Source organism: Rhodococcus qingshengii JCM 15477, from assembly GCF_023221595.1.
Classification (GTDB): Bacteria; Actinomycetota; Actinomycetes; order Mycobacteriales; family Mycobacteriaceae; genus Rhodococcus_F; species Rhodococcus_F qingshengii.
The window spans coordinates 4,590,979-4,609,856 of record NZ_CP096563.1 but is presented as its reverse complement, the minus strand read 5'-3'; the positions used below and the strand labels follow the sequence as shown (position 1 = coordinate 4,609,856).

Annotated in this window: 16 protein-coding genes; 8 read left to right on the top strand and 8 right to left on the bottom strand. The window is 61.0% G+C overall.

Translation table 11 applies throughout. From position 1 onward, the window contains the following. The first annotated feature begins 288 nt into the window (after window positions 1–288). Window positions 289–1,770 carry a sugar transferase gene (locus tag M0639_RS20915; protein ID WP_064074061.1) on the top strand — a complete coding sequence of 494 codons (1,482 nt, stop codon included), beginning with the start codon at window positions 289–291 and terminating at the stop codon, window positions 1,768–1,770. Between the two features lie 14 nt (window positions 1,771–1,784). Here M0639_RS20915 and M0639_RS20910 read toward each other — a convergent pair whose 3' ends face one another. From M0639_RS20910 to M0639_RS20885, 6 genes are all read right to left on the bottom strand, one after another. Next, window positions 1,785–2,339 (bottom strand): YdcF family protein, encoded by a 555-nt coding sequence (locus M0639_RS20910; RefSeq protein ID WP_007728868.1) that lies wholly within the window; start codon window positions 2,337–2,339, stop codon window positions 1,785–1,787. 33 nt (window positions 2,340–2,372) lie between these two features. Further along, window positions 2,373–3,494, bottom strand: a complete 1,122-nt coding sequence (locus tag M0639_RS20905; protein WP_030536278.1) for a glycosyltransferase — start codon at window positions 3,492–3,494, stop codon at window positions 2,373–2,375. Continuing rightward, window positions 3,491–4,027: a DapH/DapD/GlmU-related protein gene (locus tag M0639_RS20900; RefSeq protein ID WP_030536277.1), complete on the bottom strand. Its 537-nt coding sequence runs from the start codon at window positions 4,025–4,027 to the stop codon at window positions 3,491–3,493. The genes M0639_RS20905 and M0639_RS20900 overlap by 4 nt, the downstream gene beginning before the upstream one ends. Further along, window positions 4,024–5,004 (bottom strand): GDP-L-fucose synthase family protein, encoded by a 981-nt coding sequence (locus M0639_RS20895; protein WP_007728859.1) that lies wholly within the window; start codon window positions 5,002–5,004, stop codon window positions 4,024–4,026. Before M0639_RS20895 ends, M0639_RS20900 begins: the two co-directional genes overlap by 4 nt. Continuing rightward, window positions 5,001–6,038 (bottom strand): GDP-mannose 4,6-dehydratase, encoded by a 1,038-nt coding sequence (gene gmd / locus M0639_RS20890; RefSeq protein ID WP_007728857.1) that lies wholly within the window; start codon window positions 6,036–6,038, stop codon window positions 5,001–5,003. The genes M0639_RS20895 and gmd overlap by 4 nt, the downstream gene beginning before the upstream one ends. Before the next feature lie 83 nt (window positions 6,039–6,121). Next, window positions 6,122–7,414, bottom strand: a complete 1,293-nt coding sequence (locus tag M0639_RS20885) for a glycosyltransferase family 4 protein (RefSeq protein WP_080712731.1) — start codon at window positions 7,412–7,414, stop codon at window positions 6,122–6,124. Between the two features lie 408 nt (window positions 7,415–7,822). Here M0639_RS20885 and M0639_RS20880 point away from each other — a divergent pair, with 408 nt between their 5' ends. The 4 genes from M0639_RS20880 (at window position 7,823) to M0639_RS20865 (ending at window position 12,393) form a co-directional block, all read left to right on the top strand. Continuing rightward, entirely contained in the window at window positions 7,823–9,085 is a 1,263-nt protein-coding gene (locus M0639_RS20880; RefSeq protein WP_007728853.1) for a hypothetical protein, read from the top strand. A 166-nt stretch (window positions 9,086–9,251) separates the two neighbouring features. After that, window positions 9,252–10,556, top strand: coding sequence for an MATE family efflux transporter (locus M0639_RS20875; RefSeq protein ID WP_058226034.1), 1,305 nt, complete (start codon window positions 9,252–9,254; stop codon window positions 10,554–10,556). Further along, complete coding sequence (locus M0639_RS20870) at window positions 10,553–11,989, top strand: hypothetical protein (RefSeq protein WP_064074062.1); 1,437 nt, start codon at window positions 10,553–10,555, stop codon at window positions 11,987–11,989. The genes M0639_RS20875 and M0639_RS20870 overlap by 4 nt, the downstream gene beginning before the upstream one ends. Further along, a complete protein-coding gene (locus tag M0639_RS20865; protein ID WP_064074063.1) occupies window positions 11,986–12,393 on the top strand; it encodes a hypothetical protein in 408 nt (135 codons plus the stop codon). The genes M0639_RS20870 and M0639_RS20865 overlap by 4 nt, the downstream gene beginning before the upstream one ends. 110 nt (window positions 12,394–12,503) lie before the next feature. Here the strand turns inward: M0639_RS20865 and istB are convergent, their stop codons facing one another. Then, complete coding sequence (istB, locus tag M0639_RS20860; protein WP_183591811.1) at window positions 12,504–13,298, bottom strand: IS21-like element helper ATPase IstB; 795 nt, start codon at window positions 13,296–13,298, stop codon at window positions 12,504–12,506. Further along, entirely contained in the window at window positions 13,295–14,839 is a 1,545-nt protein-coding gene (gene istA, locus M0639_RS20855; protein WP_064075337.1) for an IS21 family transposase, read from the bottom strand. The genes istB and istA overlap by 4 nt, the downstream gene beginning before the upstream one ends. Before the next feature lie 132 nt (window positions 14,840–14,971). On the opposite strand from istA, the gene M0639_RS20850 reads away from it, so the two are divergent. From M0639_RS20850 to M0639_RS20840, 3 genes are read left to right on the top strand one after another with little or no spacing between them, the layout of a single operon-like run. Next, the gene (locus tag M0639_RS20850) at window positions 14,972–15,448 is read left to right on the top strand and encodes an SGNH/GDSL hydrolase family protein (RefSeq protein WP_248671211.1); all 477 of its coding nucleotides are present in this window, start codon (window positions 14,972–14,974) and stop codon (window positions 15,446–15,448) included. Further along, the gene (locus M0639_RS20845) at window positions 15,445–16,860 is read left to right on the top strand and encodes a hypothetical protein (RefSeq protein WP_064075735.1); all 1,416 of its coding nucleotides are present in this window, start codon (window positions 15,445–15,447) and stop codon (window positions 16,858–16,860) included. Before M0639_RS20850 ends, M0639_RS20845 begins: the two co-directional genes overlap by 4 nt. Then, a complete protein-coding gene (locus M0639_RS20840; RefSeq protein ID WP_064233762.1) occupies window positions 16,857–18,638 on the top strand; it encodes a tyrosine-protein kinase domain-containing protein in 1,782 nt (593 codons plus the stop codon). The genes M0639_RS20845 and M0639_RS20840 overlap by 4 nt, the downstream gene beginning before the upstream one ends. The last annotated feature ends 240 nt before the right edge of the window (window positions 18,639–18,878 follow it).

Here is an 18,878-nt window from a genome sequence, read left to right as displayed (position 1 = left end):
TGGCAATCGGAAAATAGCTTGGGCTTGGTGAGTGCAGTTGAAACAAACCTAAGGTATGTTTACGTACGAAATGAGCAACACTGGGTCGTTTTCTTGCATGTATTGGCCTTTGATCGGCGGTTATGTAGGGGGGTCCGATGACGGTTCATTTCTGCACTGCGAGCAGCGAGGTACGGCAACCGGCGGGGTGTTGCCGTACCTGGACGCTCGCGGTGGCTACCGATCAGCGATCCCCCAAGCCGTTCGATCCGCTGACGCCGTTCGTATGACAAGAAAGACTGATGGCAAATGAGCGTTCATGCTGAGGTGGAGAGCCGGTCGGCGGTATCGCAGGATTCCGCTCATGTCGGAACAGACTGGCGCCGGGCATACCGGAAGCGGATCGCAGTGAGCGATTCGATCACGGTCCTGTTCGTGATCGCACTCGCTCAGATCGGCAGTATGTGGCCGCATCCCATCGAGTGGCTGACACCACTTAAAGTGATCGCGTCTGCAGCGTTGGGCGGACTGTGGATGATCGCCCTCGCACGGGGGCGTAGCCGTCATCAGGCGATGCTGGGCGAGGGCAGTGACGAGTACGAGAAGGTACTGCTCGCTACCGGCCAGGTCTTCGGAGTAGGCGCATTGGCCGGGATCATTCTGGGCGTGGGAATTGCGCGAAGCTACCTCATGATCGCACTGCCCGTCGGACTCGCTGCGCTGCTTCTCGGACGCTACCTCTGGCGACGCGACATTCGAAAGAAGCGTGCGATCGGGGATTGCCGTAACTCGGTGCTGTTGGTTGGTGGACATGCGTCCGTCGTTGCTACTACGCGTGCCTTCGTGCGGGAATCCTCGGCAGGCTACGACGTTGTGGGAGCGTGCATTCCGCGTCGGGCGACCGCGTTGGACGATCACATCGTTGTCGACGGAGCAGCAGTCCCGGTAATGGGCAACGAGTTCGAGGTAGTCGAGGCGATGCGCGCAAGTGGCGCAGACACCGTCATCGTAACCGGGACCGAAGACCTCGGACAGGTGGGCATTCGCAAACTGATGTGGGACCTCGAAGCCGAGGGCGTCGACATGGTGGTTTCACCGGTCGTGGCCGATGTGTCGAAGGCTCGCTTGATGTTTCGCCCTGCGGCGGGACTCCCGTTGATTCACGTTGCGCGGCCGCGCTACCATGGCGCGAACCGGCTTGAGCCCGCTGTTTTCGACGCGGTGTTCTCGATGCTGATGATCCTCCTCGTGGCGCCGGTCATGCTCGCCGCTGCCGCTGCAGTCAAGTTCACGTCCAAAGGCCCGGTGTTCTACAAGGCGGAACGCATCGGCCTCAACGGGAAACCGTTCCCCATGTTCAAGTTTCGTACCATGGTGGAAGGCGCCGATCAGCAGGTTGTCGATCTGATGGGGGACAACGAAGGCGCCGGAGGTGTGTTGTTCAAGATGCGTGAGGATCCACGAATCACGTCCGTCGGCAAGATCCTTCGTCGATTGAGTATCGACGAGCTACCGCAGTTCTTCAACGTCATTCGCGGAGAGATGAGCGTTGTCGGCCCGCGGCCGCCATTGCGTCGCGAGGTCGAGATGTACGACGACGAGGTTGCCCGGCGCCTGCTGGTCAAGCCTGGCATCACCGGTCTCTGGCAGGTAAGTGGTCGCAGTGATCTCTCCTGGGAAGAATCTGTTCGTCTCGACTCTTCCTACGTGGAGAATTGGTCTGCGGCGCAGAATATCTCGATCATCACCAGGACCGTATCCGCAGTGCTCAGGAGCGACGGAGCGTACTGACCGGACAGAGGCAGTCAGCATTCCTGGAACTGGGCGCGAACATACCCGGCGGTTTGCCACACATAGTTCGCGGCCCAGACCCAGACCGGAAGTGGTCGGGGGTCCGCGACTACGTCGATGTCACCGTCCCAGCAACGGTTGATGATGTAGCGACTGCGAGAGACATGGGGAACGAAGGTCACAACGATGACACGCTTCCATCCCTGTGCCTCGGCGCGACGCCGAATCTCCTGTCCTTCACCACGCGTGGTCGACGGATCTGGCTTGAAACAGCTGACCTCGAAGTCGTAGGTGCCCTCGCATATTGCGGTGATCCTCGGATCATTGCTTCGATACGGATTCGAAAAGATGATCTGGGGCGCGTAGCCCTGCTCGGCCAAGGACAGTCCGTATTCTTCTCTGCCGTCGTGATCACCGCCGAGAACAACTATCGCGTCGGCCATTTCGGGTGTGTCGATCACCGGATCGACGTAGACCGGCCAGCCGGCGGCAGTGATTGCAGTAAGTCCGCCGACAATCCCGCTGAGAACGAGTACGCGTCGACGGACCTTGGGGCGAGTGGATTTCACAATTACTTCCTGTAGTGCAGATGTGGGAGCCGCTCAGAGCCCGTACTGGGTTTCGAGCACCGCACGAACGGCAGGCATTCCTAGTCGTTCGCGAGCAACATTTCGCGCGCGGGCGCCCATCTCTGCAGCGGCGACGGGATCCTTCAAGAGCGACGAGATCGCCGCGGTCACTGATTCGGTGGCGTCATCGGTCACGAGGCCACACCGACCATCCCGGATCAGTGGTGCGAGGCCGCACGTGTCGGTGACGACTACGGGCAGTCCAGCGGCCATCGCCTCGAGTACAGACATCGGGAACGGTTCGTTCACGGAAGGCAAGACATATACAGCGGCTTGACGAAATCGTTCGGGAGACTTGTCGAACGGTAGTGGGCCTTCGTACTGGATGCAATTGCTATGTCCGGAGCGTTCGATCAGTCGGTTGACGGCTTCTGCTTCACCCTCATCCGGTCCGACTATCGAAAAGCGCGCCGTGTGTCCGCTGTCCAACAACTCTTTTGCGGCTTCGACGAAGACCTGGGGTCGCTTTCTTGCCTGTAGTCGTGCGAGGTAGAGGACCTCGGGCGGGTCGCAACTGTTGACTGGCCGTGACTCGAGGTCTTCGGCCTCGGGGATCCCGTTGTTGAGTTCCACCAAGTTGACGCGACTGTCTCCGACAACAGACTGCAGGTCTGTGTGCTCTCGTTCGGTCAGATAGAACACTGTCCGTGCTCGTTTGAGGACCGGGATCGTGAAAGCAGCGTCCAACGGCCTTGCCAGCAATTTGTCTGTCTCGTCGATCATCCCGTGAGTTTGTGCGAAAACTGGAATACCGTATGCAAGAGCCAATTTCGCGGCAGGAAGGGTCACCAGGTCACGCGCGAGATGAATGTGCACGACGTCGAATTCTCGGACGTGCTTGCGAAGCCACACAAGCATCGACGGCGCGCCGATTCCCGCGTACCCGATTTTGGGGATCACGGTTCGCGCCGGAAACAACTGCAGAGCGATACCCTGCTCGCGTGTCGGTGGCACCGCGTATCCACGCTCACCCGCGGCGATAGTTACGTCATGCCCATTGTCCTGCAATGCTTTCGACTGATTTAGGGCGACCCTGATAGGCCCTCCGTAGGCGGCGTCCGGTGAGAAGAGAGTGACGATCTGCAGTATCTTCATCGTGCAGCGCCGGCCCGTGGCGCCAACATCGTGGCTCCGGCGGAAACATCGGACGTCACCAAAGCCGTCGCGCCGACGATTGCGTTGTCCCCGATCGTTACACCGCGGAGTATCGTCGCACGGGCGGCGATCCATGCTTGGTCACCGATGGCGATGGGAGCATTGTCGAACTCGAATGTGGGACTTCGGTGATCATGACTGCCCGTACACAGGAGGACATCCTGCGAGATAGCCGTATTCGCCCCTATCGTGACGGGTTCGAGATTGAGTATCCATGTTCCCTCGCCGATCCACGAGTCTGCTCCGACCGTCAGTTTCCACGGCCAGTGGATACGGACGCGGTGTCGAATCAGGACCCCGTCGGCGATGTCGGCACCGAACCGCCGGAGAACTGCAACGCGTACTCCATTGGGGCACCACCAATGAGAAAGCAGCACACCGGAAATCGCGAGCCAGGAGATTTGAACCAGCGGGCCGCGTCCCTTGTCGTATCCTGCACCGGTGAACCCGGACAGAGTGCGGTTTGTGCTCACAGTCGGACCGCTGCAGACGAATCCCGTACGTGCTCGCGATACCAGGCTACGGTCGACTCGATGCCCTCGCGGGTTGAGATCTGTGGTTTCCAACCGGTGGCCATCAATGTGGACACGTCGAGTAGTTTGCGCGGTGCACCATCGGGCTTGCTTGTGTCCCAGTCCATTCGGCCTTCATATCCCACTGCTTCGGCCACAATATTTGCGAGCTCTTTAATGGTTTCGTCGTGACCGGTACCGACGTTGACATGCCCGGACTCGTCGAAGGTGTCAAGTAGGTGAAGGAGTGCATCGGCCAAGTCGTCCACATGGAGGAATTCTCGACGTGGGCTCCCCGAACCCCAGTTTGTGACTGATTCAATTCCCTCGTTCTTGGCTTGGTCGAGACGGCGGATCATCGCAGGAAGTACGTGCGAAACATTCTCCGAGAAGTTGTCGCCGGGTCCGTACAGGCTTGTCGGCATCGCCGAGATCCAGGGCAACCCGAACTGCCTACGAACAGCCTGGACCTGGATGATTCCCGCAATCTTGGCGATCGCATATGCGTCGTTGGTCGGTTCGAGATGGCCGTTCAGTAATTGATCTTCTCTGATCGGCTGTGGCGCCAGGCGCGGGTAGATGCACGAGGACCCGAGGAACAGCAATCGGCGCACGCCGTGCCGCAGCGCTGCGTCGAGCACATTGGTCTGGATCTGAAGGTTGTCGGAGATGAAATCGACCGGATACGTGTTGTTCGCGACGATTCCTCCGACCTTCGCGGCAGCCAAGACGACGCACGACGGTTTGGCGGCTTCGAAGAAGGCGAATACGTCTGCTCGGTTTCGCAGATCGAGTTCGGCAGATGTGCGGCCGATCAGGTCGGTGAAGCCACTCTGTTCGAGCTTGCGCCAGAGCGCGGATCCCACCAGTCCCTTGTGTCCGGCGATGTAAGTCGGGGCGCTGCGATCAAGAGGTGCAATCGATTTCGTTGTGATCATGAGAGCGAGATCTTCCAATCAGGGAGATGCGGCGTGTCGATCCACGGTGTGCCGGCATGCGCCAATGCTGCGATGTCGGCGTCCATCATGATTCGAGCCAATTCTGGGGTCTGTACTGTCGCTTTCCAGCCCAGTTTGTCCTCGGCCTTGCCTGCATCGCCGACCAGAGCGTCCACCTCTGTGGGGCGAAGGTAGCGAGGATCGAATTTGACGTACTTCTGCCAGTCGAGACCCACATGTTCGAATGAGGCCACGACAAAATCTTGGACCGTGAAGTTTCCTCCAGTGGCCAACACGTAGTCATCTGGTTCGTCGACTTGAAGCATCCGCCACATACCCTCGACGTACTCGGGTGCGTAGCCCCAGTCCCTGACCGCGTCCAAATTGCCCAGGTACAGGGAATCTTCGATCCCGGCCTGGATTCGCGCGACTGCACGCGTGATCTTTCTCGTGACGAATGTTTCACCGCGGCGGGGTGACTCGTGATTGAAGAGGATCCCGTTCACCGCGTGAATTCCGTAGGCCTCGCGATAGTTCCTGGTGACCCAGTACGAGTACACCTTTGCAGCGCCGTACGGCGACCGCGGATAGAACGGGGTGTCCTCGTTCTGTGGAGGCGGACTGGCTCCGAACATTTCTGAACTCGAAGCTTGGTAGAAGCGGCACTGCAATCCCGTCATGCGGACTGCTTCGAGCAAACGAATAGACCCGATTCCGGTTGTGTTGCCTGTGTGTTCGGGCTCGTCGAAGCTGACCCGCACGTGCGACTGCGCAGCGAGGTTGTATACCTCGTCTGGTGCGATCTTCGACAGGAGCGTGACGAGTCGTGCGCCGTCGGACAGGTCACCGTAGTGCAAGAACAGCCGTGCGCCCAGTTCGTGAGGGTCCTGATAGAGGTGATCGATGCGTGACGTGTTGAAAGTTGATGCGCGTCTGATCAATCCGTGAACTTCGTAACCTTTGGCCAACAACAGTTCTGCCAGGTAGGAACCGTCCTGTCCGGTGATCCCTGTGATGAGTGCGCGTTTGGTCATCGAGCGTCAGCTGCCTTGTCTATGTTCGTCGTCTTCAGATCCGAGTCGAGATGTGTGAGGTTTTGTTCCGAGCAGCTCGCGTACTAACTGCGGCCGGCCACCAGCTCGCGGATCCACTTTTCGCATTTGTCGATGGACGCGGTTTTGCCAACCGAGGTGGCGCAGTAATGGACCCCGGCGGCACCAAGTCTGGCGGAAGTCTCCGCGTCGCCCGCGAGTTGTAGGGCTGCAGAGAGCAGGCCTGCGGGATCACCGTTCTGAGTGACGACCCCAGCACCGGAGGCACGGATCTCGTCGGCAGTCGTAGATGCCACATCGGTTGCGGCGACAATCGGGGTACCGCTGCTGAAATACGACGTCAGCTTGCTCGGCACTGCCATCCCGACGATCCCGGGTGCCTCGTTGACCAGTAAAACGTCGGCGGCGGCCATGGCAGTGCGGAAATCCTGGTCGTCGAGTGGGCGGACGAAGTCGATTCGATCGACTCCGACTGCCGCGGCTTCGAGGTTCGGTCGCTGATTGCCGTCACCGACCAGAACGAATCGGATTGGCAGACTCTGCTCGTCGGCGAGTCGAGCGGCCTCGACGACATTTTCCAGACCTTGTTTCACGCCCATGTTTCCGGTGTGCAGAACAATGGTTTCGTCAGGCGACCAACCGAATTTGGTGCGTGCGGCGGTGAGATCGTCCACATCGATCGGCGTCACGTGCGTCCAGTTCCGAACCACTGTGACTCGTTCGCGTGGGACGTGAAGTTCGTTGACGACATGGTCGACGAAACGGTCATGGACGACGGCGATTCCGTCGGCGGACTTCACGACAGCCGCCTCGAGCCTGGACGTTGCGCGGGCACTGCGGCCTGTCATCGCACCGGTCTCCACGACGCCTTGACCGTACAAGTCGTGTACCCAGACCCCGATGGCCGGACGTTTGGGTGTCAGCCGAGCACGTCCGAGAACCATCGCAGTGGCCAGCAATGCCGGACTGGTGCACACGATTACGTCAGGTGTGTTCCATCCGGAACTGGCGGCACGTGCGCCGAAACTCAGCTCCATCTTGATTCGTCCCAAGGCATTCGGTGGGCTGGGCACGAAGTGGCGGCGTCGGTGAACGTGAACGCCGTTCACGACCTCGTCGATCGACCGTCCATGGTAGGAAGCGTCGATTTCCCACGCCGGATAGTGCGGGTACCCGGTGACGACGTGCACCTTGTGCCCGCGCTCGCCGAGGGACTCGGCAAGGTCCGTCATGTACGGGGCTATCCCCGTGGTTTCCGGCGCGTAGTTGATGCCGAGAATCGTGATGTTCAGCGATTCGACGGGACCACGATTGGATAACTCGAAAGTCGCGGAGACGTCACCAGGTTTGTCGTGCATCTGGTCGATCTGGGTGCTGATGACGAACCTCCAGTTGGTAAACTGCGCTTCAAACAGTCAAATGGTTTGGTTTACGCTATTTAAGCCCTATTTCCACGGTTTATCAACTGGTCTCATGTCGTGCTTCGATCGCCGGGAGCGATGTTGCTGCATCAGATGGAGGCGAGCCTGTGCGCGCGTAGTGTTAACCAGCAGGTTGCAACAGGGTGATGGATGGACTGGCCTCGTTGGGCAATTTCGAATGTGGCGGAGCGCACTGGCGAAAGGCGGAGATTTCGATCCGGCCGCGGGTTCCCTCGGAGGTTCTGCAAACTCGCTGAAACCGGCGCACGGTTGTTTTGCCGCGAACGAAGGGAAATTGGTCGGTGAGGATTGAATTTCGGGCACACGTGATCGTGGAGGGATGAAGTGAAGGTCGATCCGCTGGCAAGCACGTACTGCTGTCACGCGCAGGAGTCCTTCGGCCCAGTCGATAGAGCTGGTGTCGTAGCCGTTGTCAACGAGTGGATCTCGGAGACTTTCGAAGCGGGTATCGGGGTCTTCCCCCTGATTTTCGAGATGCGTACCGCTGGTGAGGGTTCGCCTACTGCCTCGTTACACGGACTGGGTGCCGTCGAAGGAATGCGCGTGGCCGACGTGTCTTCGGCGATAGGCGTCGAGGTATTCGACCGGACATTGTTCAAGTATTTCAATGCGCGACGATTCAGTGACCCTCGCGAGATCACTGTCGTCGTTGCGCGCAACATGATCGGCCTGATCTATTCACACATGTTTGGTGACGAGACGGTCTTCATGCCGAAATCAGAACGACTCTTTCTTGCGTTGTCGGGTCTGGATCCGGCGCTTGGTCCGCGCTCTCCCGCTGTGCGCAGATTGTCGAAGCGTCGGATCGTTGCTGCCGGGCTTTTGATGGCGTCGACCAATCCCTTGATTGCCGCGACGTCCCTGAGGCGAATCCTCAGTGGTACAAGTATGTTCCAGCGTGAGGTGGTGAGTCGGCGGGCATCGGGAAACGCAATCTCGTCCTCGGCCGTATCCACGGAACCTGTTCGCGGGTGGTGGCTCTCCGTTCGTTTGGTTGCAGCACCTGGAACCCGTGTGCCTTCCGTGTATTTCTATTGCGCAGTGCTCGCGGCTCTGGAGTGCGGCCCCGACGTCACTCATCACGTGGTTGTCGACCTGCGATCGGCATCGCCCCTACTGGCGAGGACAGGGGGGAATGCGTTCAGTCACATTCCTTTCCGGGCAGATTGGACAGCTAGTAGTCCCCTCGAAGTGGCTTCGCAGGTTCGGTCGAGGATTCGCTCCGGCGAGGCGCTCGTCCGGCGTGCTGCTGGGGAGTTGGTCGGACGGCGCAATAGTCGGTCCCGGGCCGACCCTGATGGCGTGGCGTCCCCGATGGTGCTTGCAACTACAATGTCGTGTTTTCGGGTGCCCGGTGATCGAGATCATGCGTTCAGTGGTGGTGATCTGGCGTTCGCGAGGGGAATGCAGACACTCGAGCCGGCAGTTCTCGCGTCCAACATGCGCACGACGGGCCGCTACGCCGACTGTACATACAGCCATTCGGGTAATTTCGTCGATCTCGAGAAGATGCGTTCGGCCGTCAACGCTGCGGCCGCCTACCTCGGGCTTCGAATCGCGGTCAACACTGGCTCGCACTTCGACTAGAGAAGGTTCGTCTGGAGGAGGTTCTCTCTCTGGAGGAATGCACGAAGGCAACCCCGGCTACTTCGCAGTAAACAATCCTATAGACTGTTTCAGGTGGACTGAGCCGACCGACGGTTTCAATTTGATCTCAGTCTGGAGACACCACGTGTGCAAGGGAGGTGGGGTCGTGGCAGGTCTGAAGCTGCGAGTGCTGTTCAGTGCGGGTGACCAAGTGCTGTCCAGCGTAAGTAACGCGTTGATTCTGTTCGCGATGGCCGGACCGTCCTCCGTCAGTGAGTTCGGTCTGGCGATCCTTGTTTTCTCCATCCTCACGGCTGCGCTCGGATTCGTTCGAGGTGCAGTTGGCACACCCCTGCTGTTGATGAGTGCCCACAGTCGCAACAGGATTCGCGCGGAGAGCAGACACGCGATCTCGGGTGCTGCCACCTTCGGAGTCCTGGTTGGGATCGTTGCCCTCGGAGTCTCGGTTTTCCTTCACGAACCGCAGGTGGGGATTGCATACGCCGTTGCCGCGCCGGTTGTTCTCGCGCAGGATGCCTTGCGGTTCACCGCGATGTCGATGGGAGAACCGGAACACGCGTTCTTCAGCGACGCGTTGTGGGCGAGTGCGGCGTTCGGTGTGCTTGTCGTGACTTGGATTCGACCAGAGGCACTTTCGATCGCAGAGATGATTTGGTTGTGGTCCGTCGCCGGAGGACTCGCACTCGTTTACCTGATGATTCGCGTACAGACGCTACCGCGACTGACTGGTCTGTATCGCTGGTGGGCGTCGTTCTGGACTCATCGAATCCGGTTCGGATTCGAGAGTGGCATCGACCAACTGGCTGCAATCGTGATCGTCGCGGTGTCCACGGCCTTCATCGGAACGGTGGCTGCCGCGTCTTTACGCGGAGCCGTGACCGTCCTGGGGCCGTTCGCCGTGCTGATCAGTTCTCTTCCACTGATCGTCATTCCCGAATCGGTGCGGGCCGGCCATACCGCGCGCCAGGTGTGGAGCACACTGCGTTATGCAGCGTGGCTCACATCTGCGATGGCGGCAACGATCGGATTCGCCGCTCCCTTCCTTCCAGATGCACTCGGCCGAGTCGTTCTAGGTGAGTCCTGGGCCGAGGCTCGCCATGTTCTGCCGTTTCTCGGACTCGAGTACGCGGCGATCTGTTGGATAGCGGGTGTTTACAATCTCTACCGCACTCAAGGAGCCAGCGGACGACTGCTCAAGCTGCGAATTGTCCAGAGTCTCACGGCAATCGTCATCTGCAGCGCGGCCGCGGCCCTCACAGGAACCGCGGTCGGAGTCGCGATCGGGCTGGCGGTCTCGTCCGTCCTCGTTGCGGTGTGCCTGGTGGTCGCTGCCCAACGGAAGCACTCCGGCCGTGAAGACCCCGCGAGCGTGCCGTCCACTGCTGATCGTGCCGAACCAGGCGATCTGCGCCGAACACGAACAGGCGCACTGGCCGGGACGACCACGTGAAAACAATTTCCAGCGGGCGGACAAAGCCTCACGAGTTCGCGGAATTCGACGTCGGGCGGCAGGACTCGTTGATGCCACCGCTGATTGCGATCTGGACCGCGGTGATCATGGTGATCATCGTGCCTTTCGCAGTCGTCGAGTTCACTCCGACACCGCCAGGGCGTGTATGGATGGCGGTACTTGCCGTCACCACGATTTCGGGACTGCGCTATGCGTGGATTGTGGGCGAGGGCTTTCGTCGGCTCGTCGAGATGTCGTTCTGGGTTTTCACCTATGTCTTCATGGGTCTTGCCCCACTTGCCCAGCTCCGCCTGCGAGAGATTCCTCCTACGACGCCCCGAGTGGATCCGTCCCTCAACTCGACAGCGGTGGCTATCGTCCTTCTGGGAATCGGCGGCTTCCTGGTGGGATTAGCGTTCTCCGGAGCGGTGTGGCGTCGAATCAGAGACACGCGATGGGGAAACGCCACGAGCGTGCGTGTGGATCCCGTTCGGGTTTTGATTCTTGCCGGTTGCGCCCTGGTCGCCAACGCGTACTACATCAAGAAACTTGGTGTAGGGACGCTTCTGTCGAGCCGAAGTGCCGTGGTGGAGCAGGCGAGTGCGTCGCTGGGGCAATCCACGGTCGCCAGCATCATCGGCGCCGTCGCGATGATGTCTTTGCTTGTCGCATTCATCGCGGTGGTCAAATACCGTGATCAGAATCCGGGAGCCGATCGTTCGTTTCTTCTCTGCGCCATCGTGCTCGGAGCCGTGCTGTTGTTGACTTTCAATCCGATCTCGAGTGCGAGGTATCTGTTCGGTACTGCAGCACTAGCCGTGGCGGCACTTTTCGGACTCTTCGCGACCCGTGGTCGTTTCCGTGTGGTTGCCCTGCTTGCCGTGGCTGCACTTGTCCTGGTCTTTCCGCTCGCCGATGCGTTCAGGTACAGCACGTCGGCACAGTTCAAGACAAGCTCGCCTCTCGAATCGCTCACGTCTCCGGACTACGACGCATTTGCGCAGGTCAACAACACCGTCAACTTTGTGAATACGCACGGGGTTACCGATGGCAAGCAGGCACTCGGAGTTGTTCTTTTCTGGATTCCGCGGACCATCTGGCCCGGCAAAGCTACGGACACGGGCATCCTGCTCGCGGAGAGCCGCAACTACACGGTCAAGAACCTTTCTGCTCCGTTGTGGTCCGAGCTGTTCGTCAACGGTGGGTGGATCGCGCTGATTGTCGGAATGGTTGCTCTAGGCTTGATCGCAGGGATTCAGGACAGACGAATCGAACTGTCGCTGCGCCAGTCCAGGGCGCCGACGATCCTTGCCTGCATCCTGCCCTTCTACCTGATCATTCTGCTCAGAGGATCACTGCTGCAAGCGATGTCGTACTTCCTCGTCATCATCGGTTGTGCATTCTTCGTCTCACGGCGGGAGGTGACTCGATGACTCGGACGAACCGATTCCCGTCGAGAATCTCTGCCCGTCGCCCGCTGGAACTCGTGGGCCTTGCTCTGCTGGTGGTACTGGTCGTTTGTGCGACGGCGCTGGCGGTGCGTCAAAATTCGGCTGCCGGAAACGGCCGGTCCGCCCTCACAGCAGAGACAACGGTTCCTCAGTTGCCGCCGGACACAGCGCCGGCATCGATGTGGTTCGGCGACAGCTTCACTGCGGGCATCAACGGAATCGGGCTCGGGGCATACCCGAGAATCATCTGCGTCCGGATGGGGTGGGACTGCAATGTCGATGCTCAGGGAAGCACCGGTTTCACCAACGACGGCGCACCCGAGTATCAGGGAGCTACAACACGATTCGAGAATCGACTACAGGTGTCGATTGTCAAGGGACAGTAGGAACTGCCCAGGGGCGGTCGTGAGACCTGCCCGCTGACGGTCACGAGAACTGCCCGGTGGTGGCCATGGGATCTGCCCAGTGGGCTTGCGGCCACCACCGACCAGAGCACTCAGCTCAAGGGACTCACCCCTCGGCCGGCGAGTGCCTGGGTAAGTCGCACGGAGTCTCCGCTGGTCTGGCACACGTGGGCGTGGTGCAGTAGCCGGTCGACGGTGGCGGTCGCCAGCGTCTTGGGCATCAGCTCGTCGAACCCGGACGGGTGCAGGTTCGAGCTGATCGCGACCGACCGCTTCTCGTAGGCGGCGTCGACGAGCCGGTAGAGCCCCTCGGCGGCATCCTGGGCGACCGGCAACAGGCCGATGTCGTCGACGACAACGAGATCGGCGCGCAGCACACGGGCGATGGCCTTGGACACCGTGTCGTCGGCACGATGGCGGCGCAGCAGGACCCCGAGGTCTTCCAGGGTGAACCAGGCGACCTTCAACCCGGCCTCGACGGCTTGGTGACCGAGTGCCTCCAGTAGGAACGTCTTCCCGGTCCCCGACGGCCCGCACACGACGAGGTTTTCCCGACGGTGGACCCATTCCAGGGTGCGGAGTGCCTGCTGGGTCGGTGCCGGGATCGAGGATGCCTCGGGCTGCCACGCATCGAACGTCTTCCCGGTCGGGAACCCCGCAGCCGCCCTGCGGGTGGCCAGTGCGGAGCGTTCCCTTCCGGCGACCTCCTCGGCGAACAGAGCCTTGAGCACCTCGGCGGGCTCCCAGCGTTGGGCCTTCGCGGTCGCGACGACCTCCGGTGCGTGGCGACGGATGTGGGGCAGCCGAAGCCGCCGCAAGAGGTCCTCCAACTCGGCCGGCAACGGCGGCGCGGACGCCATCGATGGTGTGGTGGTCTTGGTCGTCATCGGGTCACCTCGTTCCCCTCGCGGCTGTCGTGCTGGCTGTCGTGCTGGCCGAGACGTGCCCATCCGGCGGTGCCCTGGGTCAGCGACCGTTCTTCGCCGGCACGGTGCTCGCCAACAGCGGGTTGCCGGGCGTGGTGGTCGAGGATCGAGGACAGATCGGCCTCGGCGAACCGGCCGTGGACGGCGGCGTGGCCGAGTGCCCAGTCGACCTCGACGGGGTCGAACAGCTTGGCCAGGCTGAGGGCTTCGGCCATCTTGACCCTCATCCGCGGCGTGCCCGCCGCAGCGGCCTCGACCAGCCACAGGCGGGCGCCCTCGCCCAGGTCGAGGAACTCGGCTTCCGCTGGGTTCTTCGCTCGCGGCTGCCGGTTCAACGGACCTTCCGGCTGCGGTGGGAAGTGCTCGTCGTTGATCCTCGGCGTGCCCGGCGTCGCGCGCGCGTGGCGGGCGACCTCGGCGGGTCCGTCCTCGCCGACGTGAACGATGACGACCTCCTCGCCGTCGCCGAGTCCTTGGGCACGAACCCACACCGTGGCGCCGAGCAGGGTGTGTGGCACCGAGTACTGGCCGGACTCGAACATCACCATCGGCGTGTTGCCCGGCACTACCCGGGTGGTGCCGAACGCGACTGTGTGCGGCTGTGTCGGGACCGGGTGTAGCCGTGTCCGCTCTTCGGCCAACATCTCGACCGGTGGCCGCTTCGTGGTCCGGTGAGCCCGGGTGTTGACCTTCTGACAGAACGCCTCACACGCCTCCTCGAGCTCGCTAAACGACGCGTACTCCTCACGCAGGTTGGTGTCCTTGGGCACCAGGTCGGCCTTGCTGATCTTCACCGACGACTCGGTGCCGCCCTTGGACGCCGGATCCGCCGGCACACAGGTGTGGACCACGACCGAGTAGTGCTCGGCGAAGGTGACGAGCTGTCCGTTGCGGACCGGGATCCCGGCGATGTGCTCGGTCGTGACGGTCTTCTCGTTGTCGGTCAGCACGTAGGTCGGCACCCCACCCAACCGGCGGAAGGTCTGGTCCAGCGCGGCGAACACGGACGGCATGGTCTTATCGCGCAGCGCGATCACGACCCGGAACCGCGACCACGCCAGCCACGCCACGAACAGAACCGTCTTGACGCCGTCGACGACAGGTCCGTCGCCGTAGTCGTACTGCAGCCACATCCCCGGCTCGGTGACCCAGGGCCGGTGGACCCGCACATGTCCTGACCGGTATGACTTCTTCACCGATGCGACCGCACGACGGGTGGTGCGCTCCGAACCCTTGTAGCCCATCGCGAGCAGCTTCTCGTGCGCTCTGTCGGCACGGACCTTGCCCTTGGACCGCTCGACCCACTCCTCGACCTTGGGCAGGTACTCATCGATCAACTGCGGCCGAGTCACGGCCTTGTCCAGCTCACCCCCGGCAGCACGGCGGTCCACGTAGTGCTTGACCGTGTGGTGCGAGCATCCGGCCAGCTCGCCGGCATCACGCAACGACCCTGTCAGGTCGTAGGCATCCAGGATTTCCATGATCTCCTCGGCAGACTTCAAGTTGTCCCTCCTCAGGGCGACGGGCGCTTCAGCACCGCCGATCGCACCTGAGGAGGGGCCTCAACCGTCGGAGCCGGTGAGGCAGACGACGTCGTGTCGGGCAGATCCCATGACCGCCACCGGGCAGGTTTCATGTCCGCCAGCGGGCAGTTTCGTGGCCGTCTCCGGGCAGAATTTCATGGCCGCCGACAGTCGATCGAGCGGTATCGAGCGGACATCATTTTCGTGGACGGTGGGCGAAACGATCTGCACATGAGTCCGATGGATTTGTTTCCCGTCATGACGTCGTACATCGATACCGTCCGGGATGCATGGCCGGATGCGCGTCTGGTGATCATCGTGCCGACATACGTCACACCTGTGCCGTACGACGGATACGACCAATTCGTATCAACGCTGCGAAGTTACGGGGAATCGGTTGCCGCGACCGTGATCGATCCTGTTGCCGACGGTTGGTACGCCGACGTGGACCTCACGACACTGAAATTCGAGGACGGTGTGCACCCGAATGCAGTGGGGAACGCAGTGATTGCTCAGAAACTGGTGGAATCGCTGACCGCCTCCGGTGTGATTCGCGAGGGCGCGCCGAATGGGGGGATTCTGCGATGAACTCGTCCCGCTTCTTCGGAGTCCTTCGTGACAAGTGGGTTGTCGTCGGCATCTCGACATTGCTCGGCCTGCTGGTAGGCGTTCTGCTGACATTGCTCACGCCGACCACTTTCAAGTCCTCGACCCAGCTCTTTCTCACCACGCCAGGGTGGGGTACACCGACCACTCTGGGCAATGCCGATTCGAGCCCTTTCCAAGGTGACGAATTCTCGCAGCAACGAGCGGGTACGTACACGCGTCTGGCGGAGGGTGCCGACTTCTCGGCCCGCGTCGCAAGTCGTCTGGGCGAGAGTGGTCTGCGTGACGTCGAAAGCATTTCGGTTCGCGTTGTGCCCGACACCGTGTTGCTCGAAATCTCTGGCACCACCGACAGCGTAGACCGGGCGTTGCAACTGACGAACGCGGCTTCGGATGAGATGAACGAGACGATCCGGCGACTCGAGACGCCGAGTGGGACTTTGATCCCGACGGTTCAGCCGCTGACTGTCGTCACGGCGTCAGCACCGACGAGCCCGGCTGGTCCGCAGACGATTCCGAACGTTCTTCTGGGGTTGGTCGTCGGATCGATGGTTGGAGTGACTGGTGTGATCTTGGCTGCTGCGAGGTCGAGAGCAGTTCAGGGTGTCGACGAATTAGCGGCCTGGACGGGTCTACCTGTGCTCGAGTCGATCCCGTACCTCGGTGACAGGGGATTGTCCGCCGAGGAAGGTGCTCAGTCGGCATCGAGAAGTTATTTTGAGAGACTGCAGTTCAACCGAGATCTCATCGGGTCAGGTACGCCCGCGTCACCCGTGCTCGTGACCGCTGCGGATGAGGGGAAGATCAGCAGGTTCGCAGCTGGCGGCATCGCCGATGCTGCTTGCGCTCTGGGGTATTCGGTGGTTCTCGTCGACTGCAACTTCCGATCCTCGCGTGCACATATCGAGTTCGGGGTCACCGACATCGTCATGTCGGACAGCGTCCTCGATGATGTTCTGATCTCGACACCGCTGCATCCGACTCTCCTCCGGAGCGGTTCGCCGACCGAAACTCCGGAGCGAGTCTTCGAGTCTGAGTCGTTCAGGCGCATGCTGCGAGATCTGAGTGCCAGGTTCGACGTAGTGGTTGTTTTCGACTCCGGCGGGACGCAGTACGCTGACTCGGGCCGACTGGCCAAGGTATGCCGTTCGATAATCCTTGTCGTTCAGTCTCATTCGACAAACATGCAGACGTTGATGGCGAAGATTCACGATCTGGAAATCGCAGGAGCGAAAATCGAAGGTTCGGTCCTCTTGACGACCACGCGCCGAACGCAGCGAGGGGCAGTGTTGCCCGTGAATCGGCCAGACACAACTGACTCGGTGGCAAGTTACACGCCACGGCGCGACGGAGACACACGCACACAGCGATCTCCAAGAAAGGCGAACACATGAATGCACTCAGCACTGCCGCGCGAATTCTGAGGCGGGGGTGGGCAATACCTGTCTTCGCGGTGCTCGGCTTGATCCTCGGTGCTTTCATGGCCATCTCGAGTCCGTCGTCCTACACGTCGACAACTGTGCTGTTCATCGGCTCGCCGATCAGTGCTGACTCGGCTGGCGCCTACCAGGGCGATCTGTTTTCTCAGCAACGAGCGGCGACCTATGCCCAACTGTTTTCGAGCGACGATCTGGCGGTCAAGGTGATCGACGACCTGGGTCTTCCAATGAGCGGACATGATTTGGCCTCGCAGGTTTCGGCGGCAGCAGTTGAGAAAACTGTGCTCTTGCAGGTCTCGGTCACGGATTCGACGGCCGAAGGATCGGCCGGTATCGCCAATGCGTATGCGAAGAATTTTGCACAATATGTGGGGCAGTTGGAGACCCCTAACGGTGGTGGCCGTCCGAATACCTCCGTCCAGGTGGTCACCGAGGCCAACGCTGAAGATGCCAGTGGGGGTTCGAATCTCGTGATGACGTCCTTGTTCGGCATCTTCGGTGGCCTGGTCGTCGGCATCGGCGTCCGGGTGCTCCTTGGGCGGCTCGACCGGTCCGTTCGAAGCGCTTCCATGCTCTCGGCCGTTGCAGGTGTACCGATTTTGGCGACAGTTCCGGAATCGGCCTCGCGGGGATTTCGCGCGTTGACGTTCCCCGCCGACGGCGCGACCGCCTATGCCGAGTCGATACGCAAGCTCAGGACAGGTATCGAGTTCGCCGGCCCGAGTGCCGACGCGATCCGTTCGGTCCTCATCGCCTCGCCTCGGTACTCGGAGCCTGCGGGGTGCATCGCAGCCGATCTCGCGGTTGTCCTGTCCGAAGCGGGACGTCGAGTGCTGTTGGTGGACGGTGACTTGAGGTCGCCGAGCTTGGATTCATACCTCGGTATCAAGCCGGCAGTCGGCTTTTCCGACGTGCTGGCCGGTGCGATTCCGCTCGTGGACGTGCTCGTTCAGGTACCCGGTCGCTCATTGACTCTGCTGCCCGCCGGCTCGATACGATCCGATTCCGGTGATGCCATCGCATCGGTCTCGGCACGCGAGATGCTTTCGGAAGCCTCCGAGAAATTCGAATACACGATCGTCGTGGGTCCACCGTTGTCGCTCTATTCCGATTCGGCTGTGATCGGCTCAGTCGTCGACGGCGTGGTTCTTGTTTCAACACAGAGTATTTCGTCGGTCGACGAGGTGGAAGGCGCAGCGACCACGCTGCGCGCTGCCGGCGCGAACCTGTTGGGCGCGGTGCTGTCGGGTGTCGGACGGGGTGGCTTGGTCAAGGTCCGCAGCCGTGTGAGTGTGGTGGACGAGCCTGCGGCGAACGAGCCTCCGGTGAATGATGCATCGAATGAACCAGTCGGCGCGTGGCCTCCCGTTGAACGAGGAGCCGGCGCGCAGGTAGTACACGCAGAACCAGGTGTGGGATCGACGGGGAAGAATGAAGTGGACAAGCATGATTCGGGGGATTCGGCCGAATCTCCGGCCGAAGATATGCGCATCGATTTCGACGAATGGGAGCCGGCGGAGACTGAGGGGCGCTACACGCGCAGTGATCTGGACAGTCCGACAGTGGCGATCCCTCGCTCGATGCTCCGCACAAAGGTCGCGCAGAAGGCGAACCTCTCGAGTGACGAGTTGCCGACCGATAAGCGGCAGGTAAGATCACTCGGTGGGAACGGCGATTTCGATTCCAGGTCGAATCACCCGTCGCAAGCTTCGGATTCCGTGCAGCAGAATTGAATTGGAATTCGATTTCCAGGTTCGGGATGTCAACGTCACCGGACATTGCGGCGTAAGGCTGTGTGTGAGAAGGGGTGGCTGATTCGGTGAACGCCGATGCCCGAAAACGGAAACGGGTGAGTATCGAAGGTTCGCGGGACAGGAAATTTCGTGCAGTTGCCATCGGCATTGCGCTGGTGTCGTCAGTGCTTCTCGTAGTGGCCGGCCTCAGGCTCTCTGATGGAGTGGACCCAAACGCGA

What these genes read in the sequence shown, in the direction of transcription:
- M0639_RS20915 (WP_064074061.1), top strand. Translation starts at nt 289, where the DNA reads ATGAGCGTTCATGCTGAGGTGGAGAGCCGGTCGGCGGTATCGCAGGAT.
- M0639_RS20905 (WP_030536278.1), bottom strand. Translation starts at nt 3,494, where the DNA reads ATGAAGATACTGCAGATCGTCACTCTCTTCTCACCGGACGCCGCCTAC.
- M0639_RS20895 (WP_007728859.1), bottom strand. Translation starts at nt 5,004, where the DNA reads ATGATCACAACGAAATCGATTGCACCTCTTGATCGCAGCGCCCCGACT.
- gmd (WP_007728857.1), bottom strand. Translation starts at nt 6,038, where the DNA reads ATGACCAAACGCGCACTCATCACAGGGATCACCGGACAGGACGGTTCC.
- M0639_RS20885 (WP_080712731.1), bottom strand. Translation starts at nt 7,414, where the DNA reads ATGCACGACAAACCTGGTGACGTCTCCGCGACTTTCGAGTTATCCAAT.
- M0639_RS20865 (WP_064074063.1), top strand. Translation starts at nt 11,986, where the DNA reads ATGACTCGGACGAACCGATTCCCGTCGAGAATCTCTGCCCGTCGCCCG.
- istB (WP_183591811.1), bottom strand. Translation starts at nt 13,298, where the DNA reads ATGACGACCAAGACCACCACACCATCGATGGCGTCCGCGCCGCCGTTG.
- M0639_RS20850 (WP_248671211.1), top strand. Translation starts at nt 14,972, where the DNA reads ATGTCCGCCAGCGGGCAGTTTCGTGGCCGTCTCCGGGCAGAATTTCAT.
- M0639_RS20845 (WP_064075735.1), top strand. Translation starts at nt 15,445, where the DNA reads ATGAACTCGTCCCGCTTCTTCGGAGTCCTTCGTGACAAGTGGGTTGTC.
- M0639_RS20840 (WP_064233762.1), top strand. Translation starts at nt 16,857, where the DNA reads ATGAATGCACTCAGCACTGCCGCGCGAATTCTGAGGCGGGGGTGGGCA.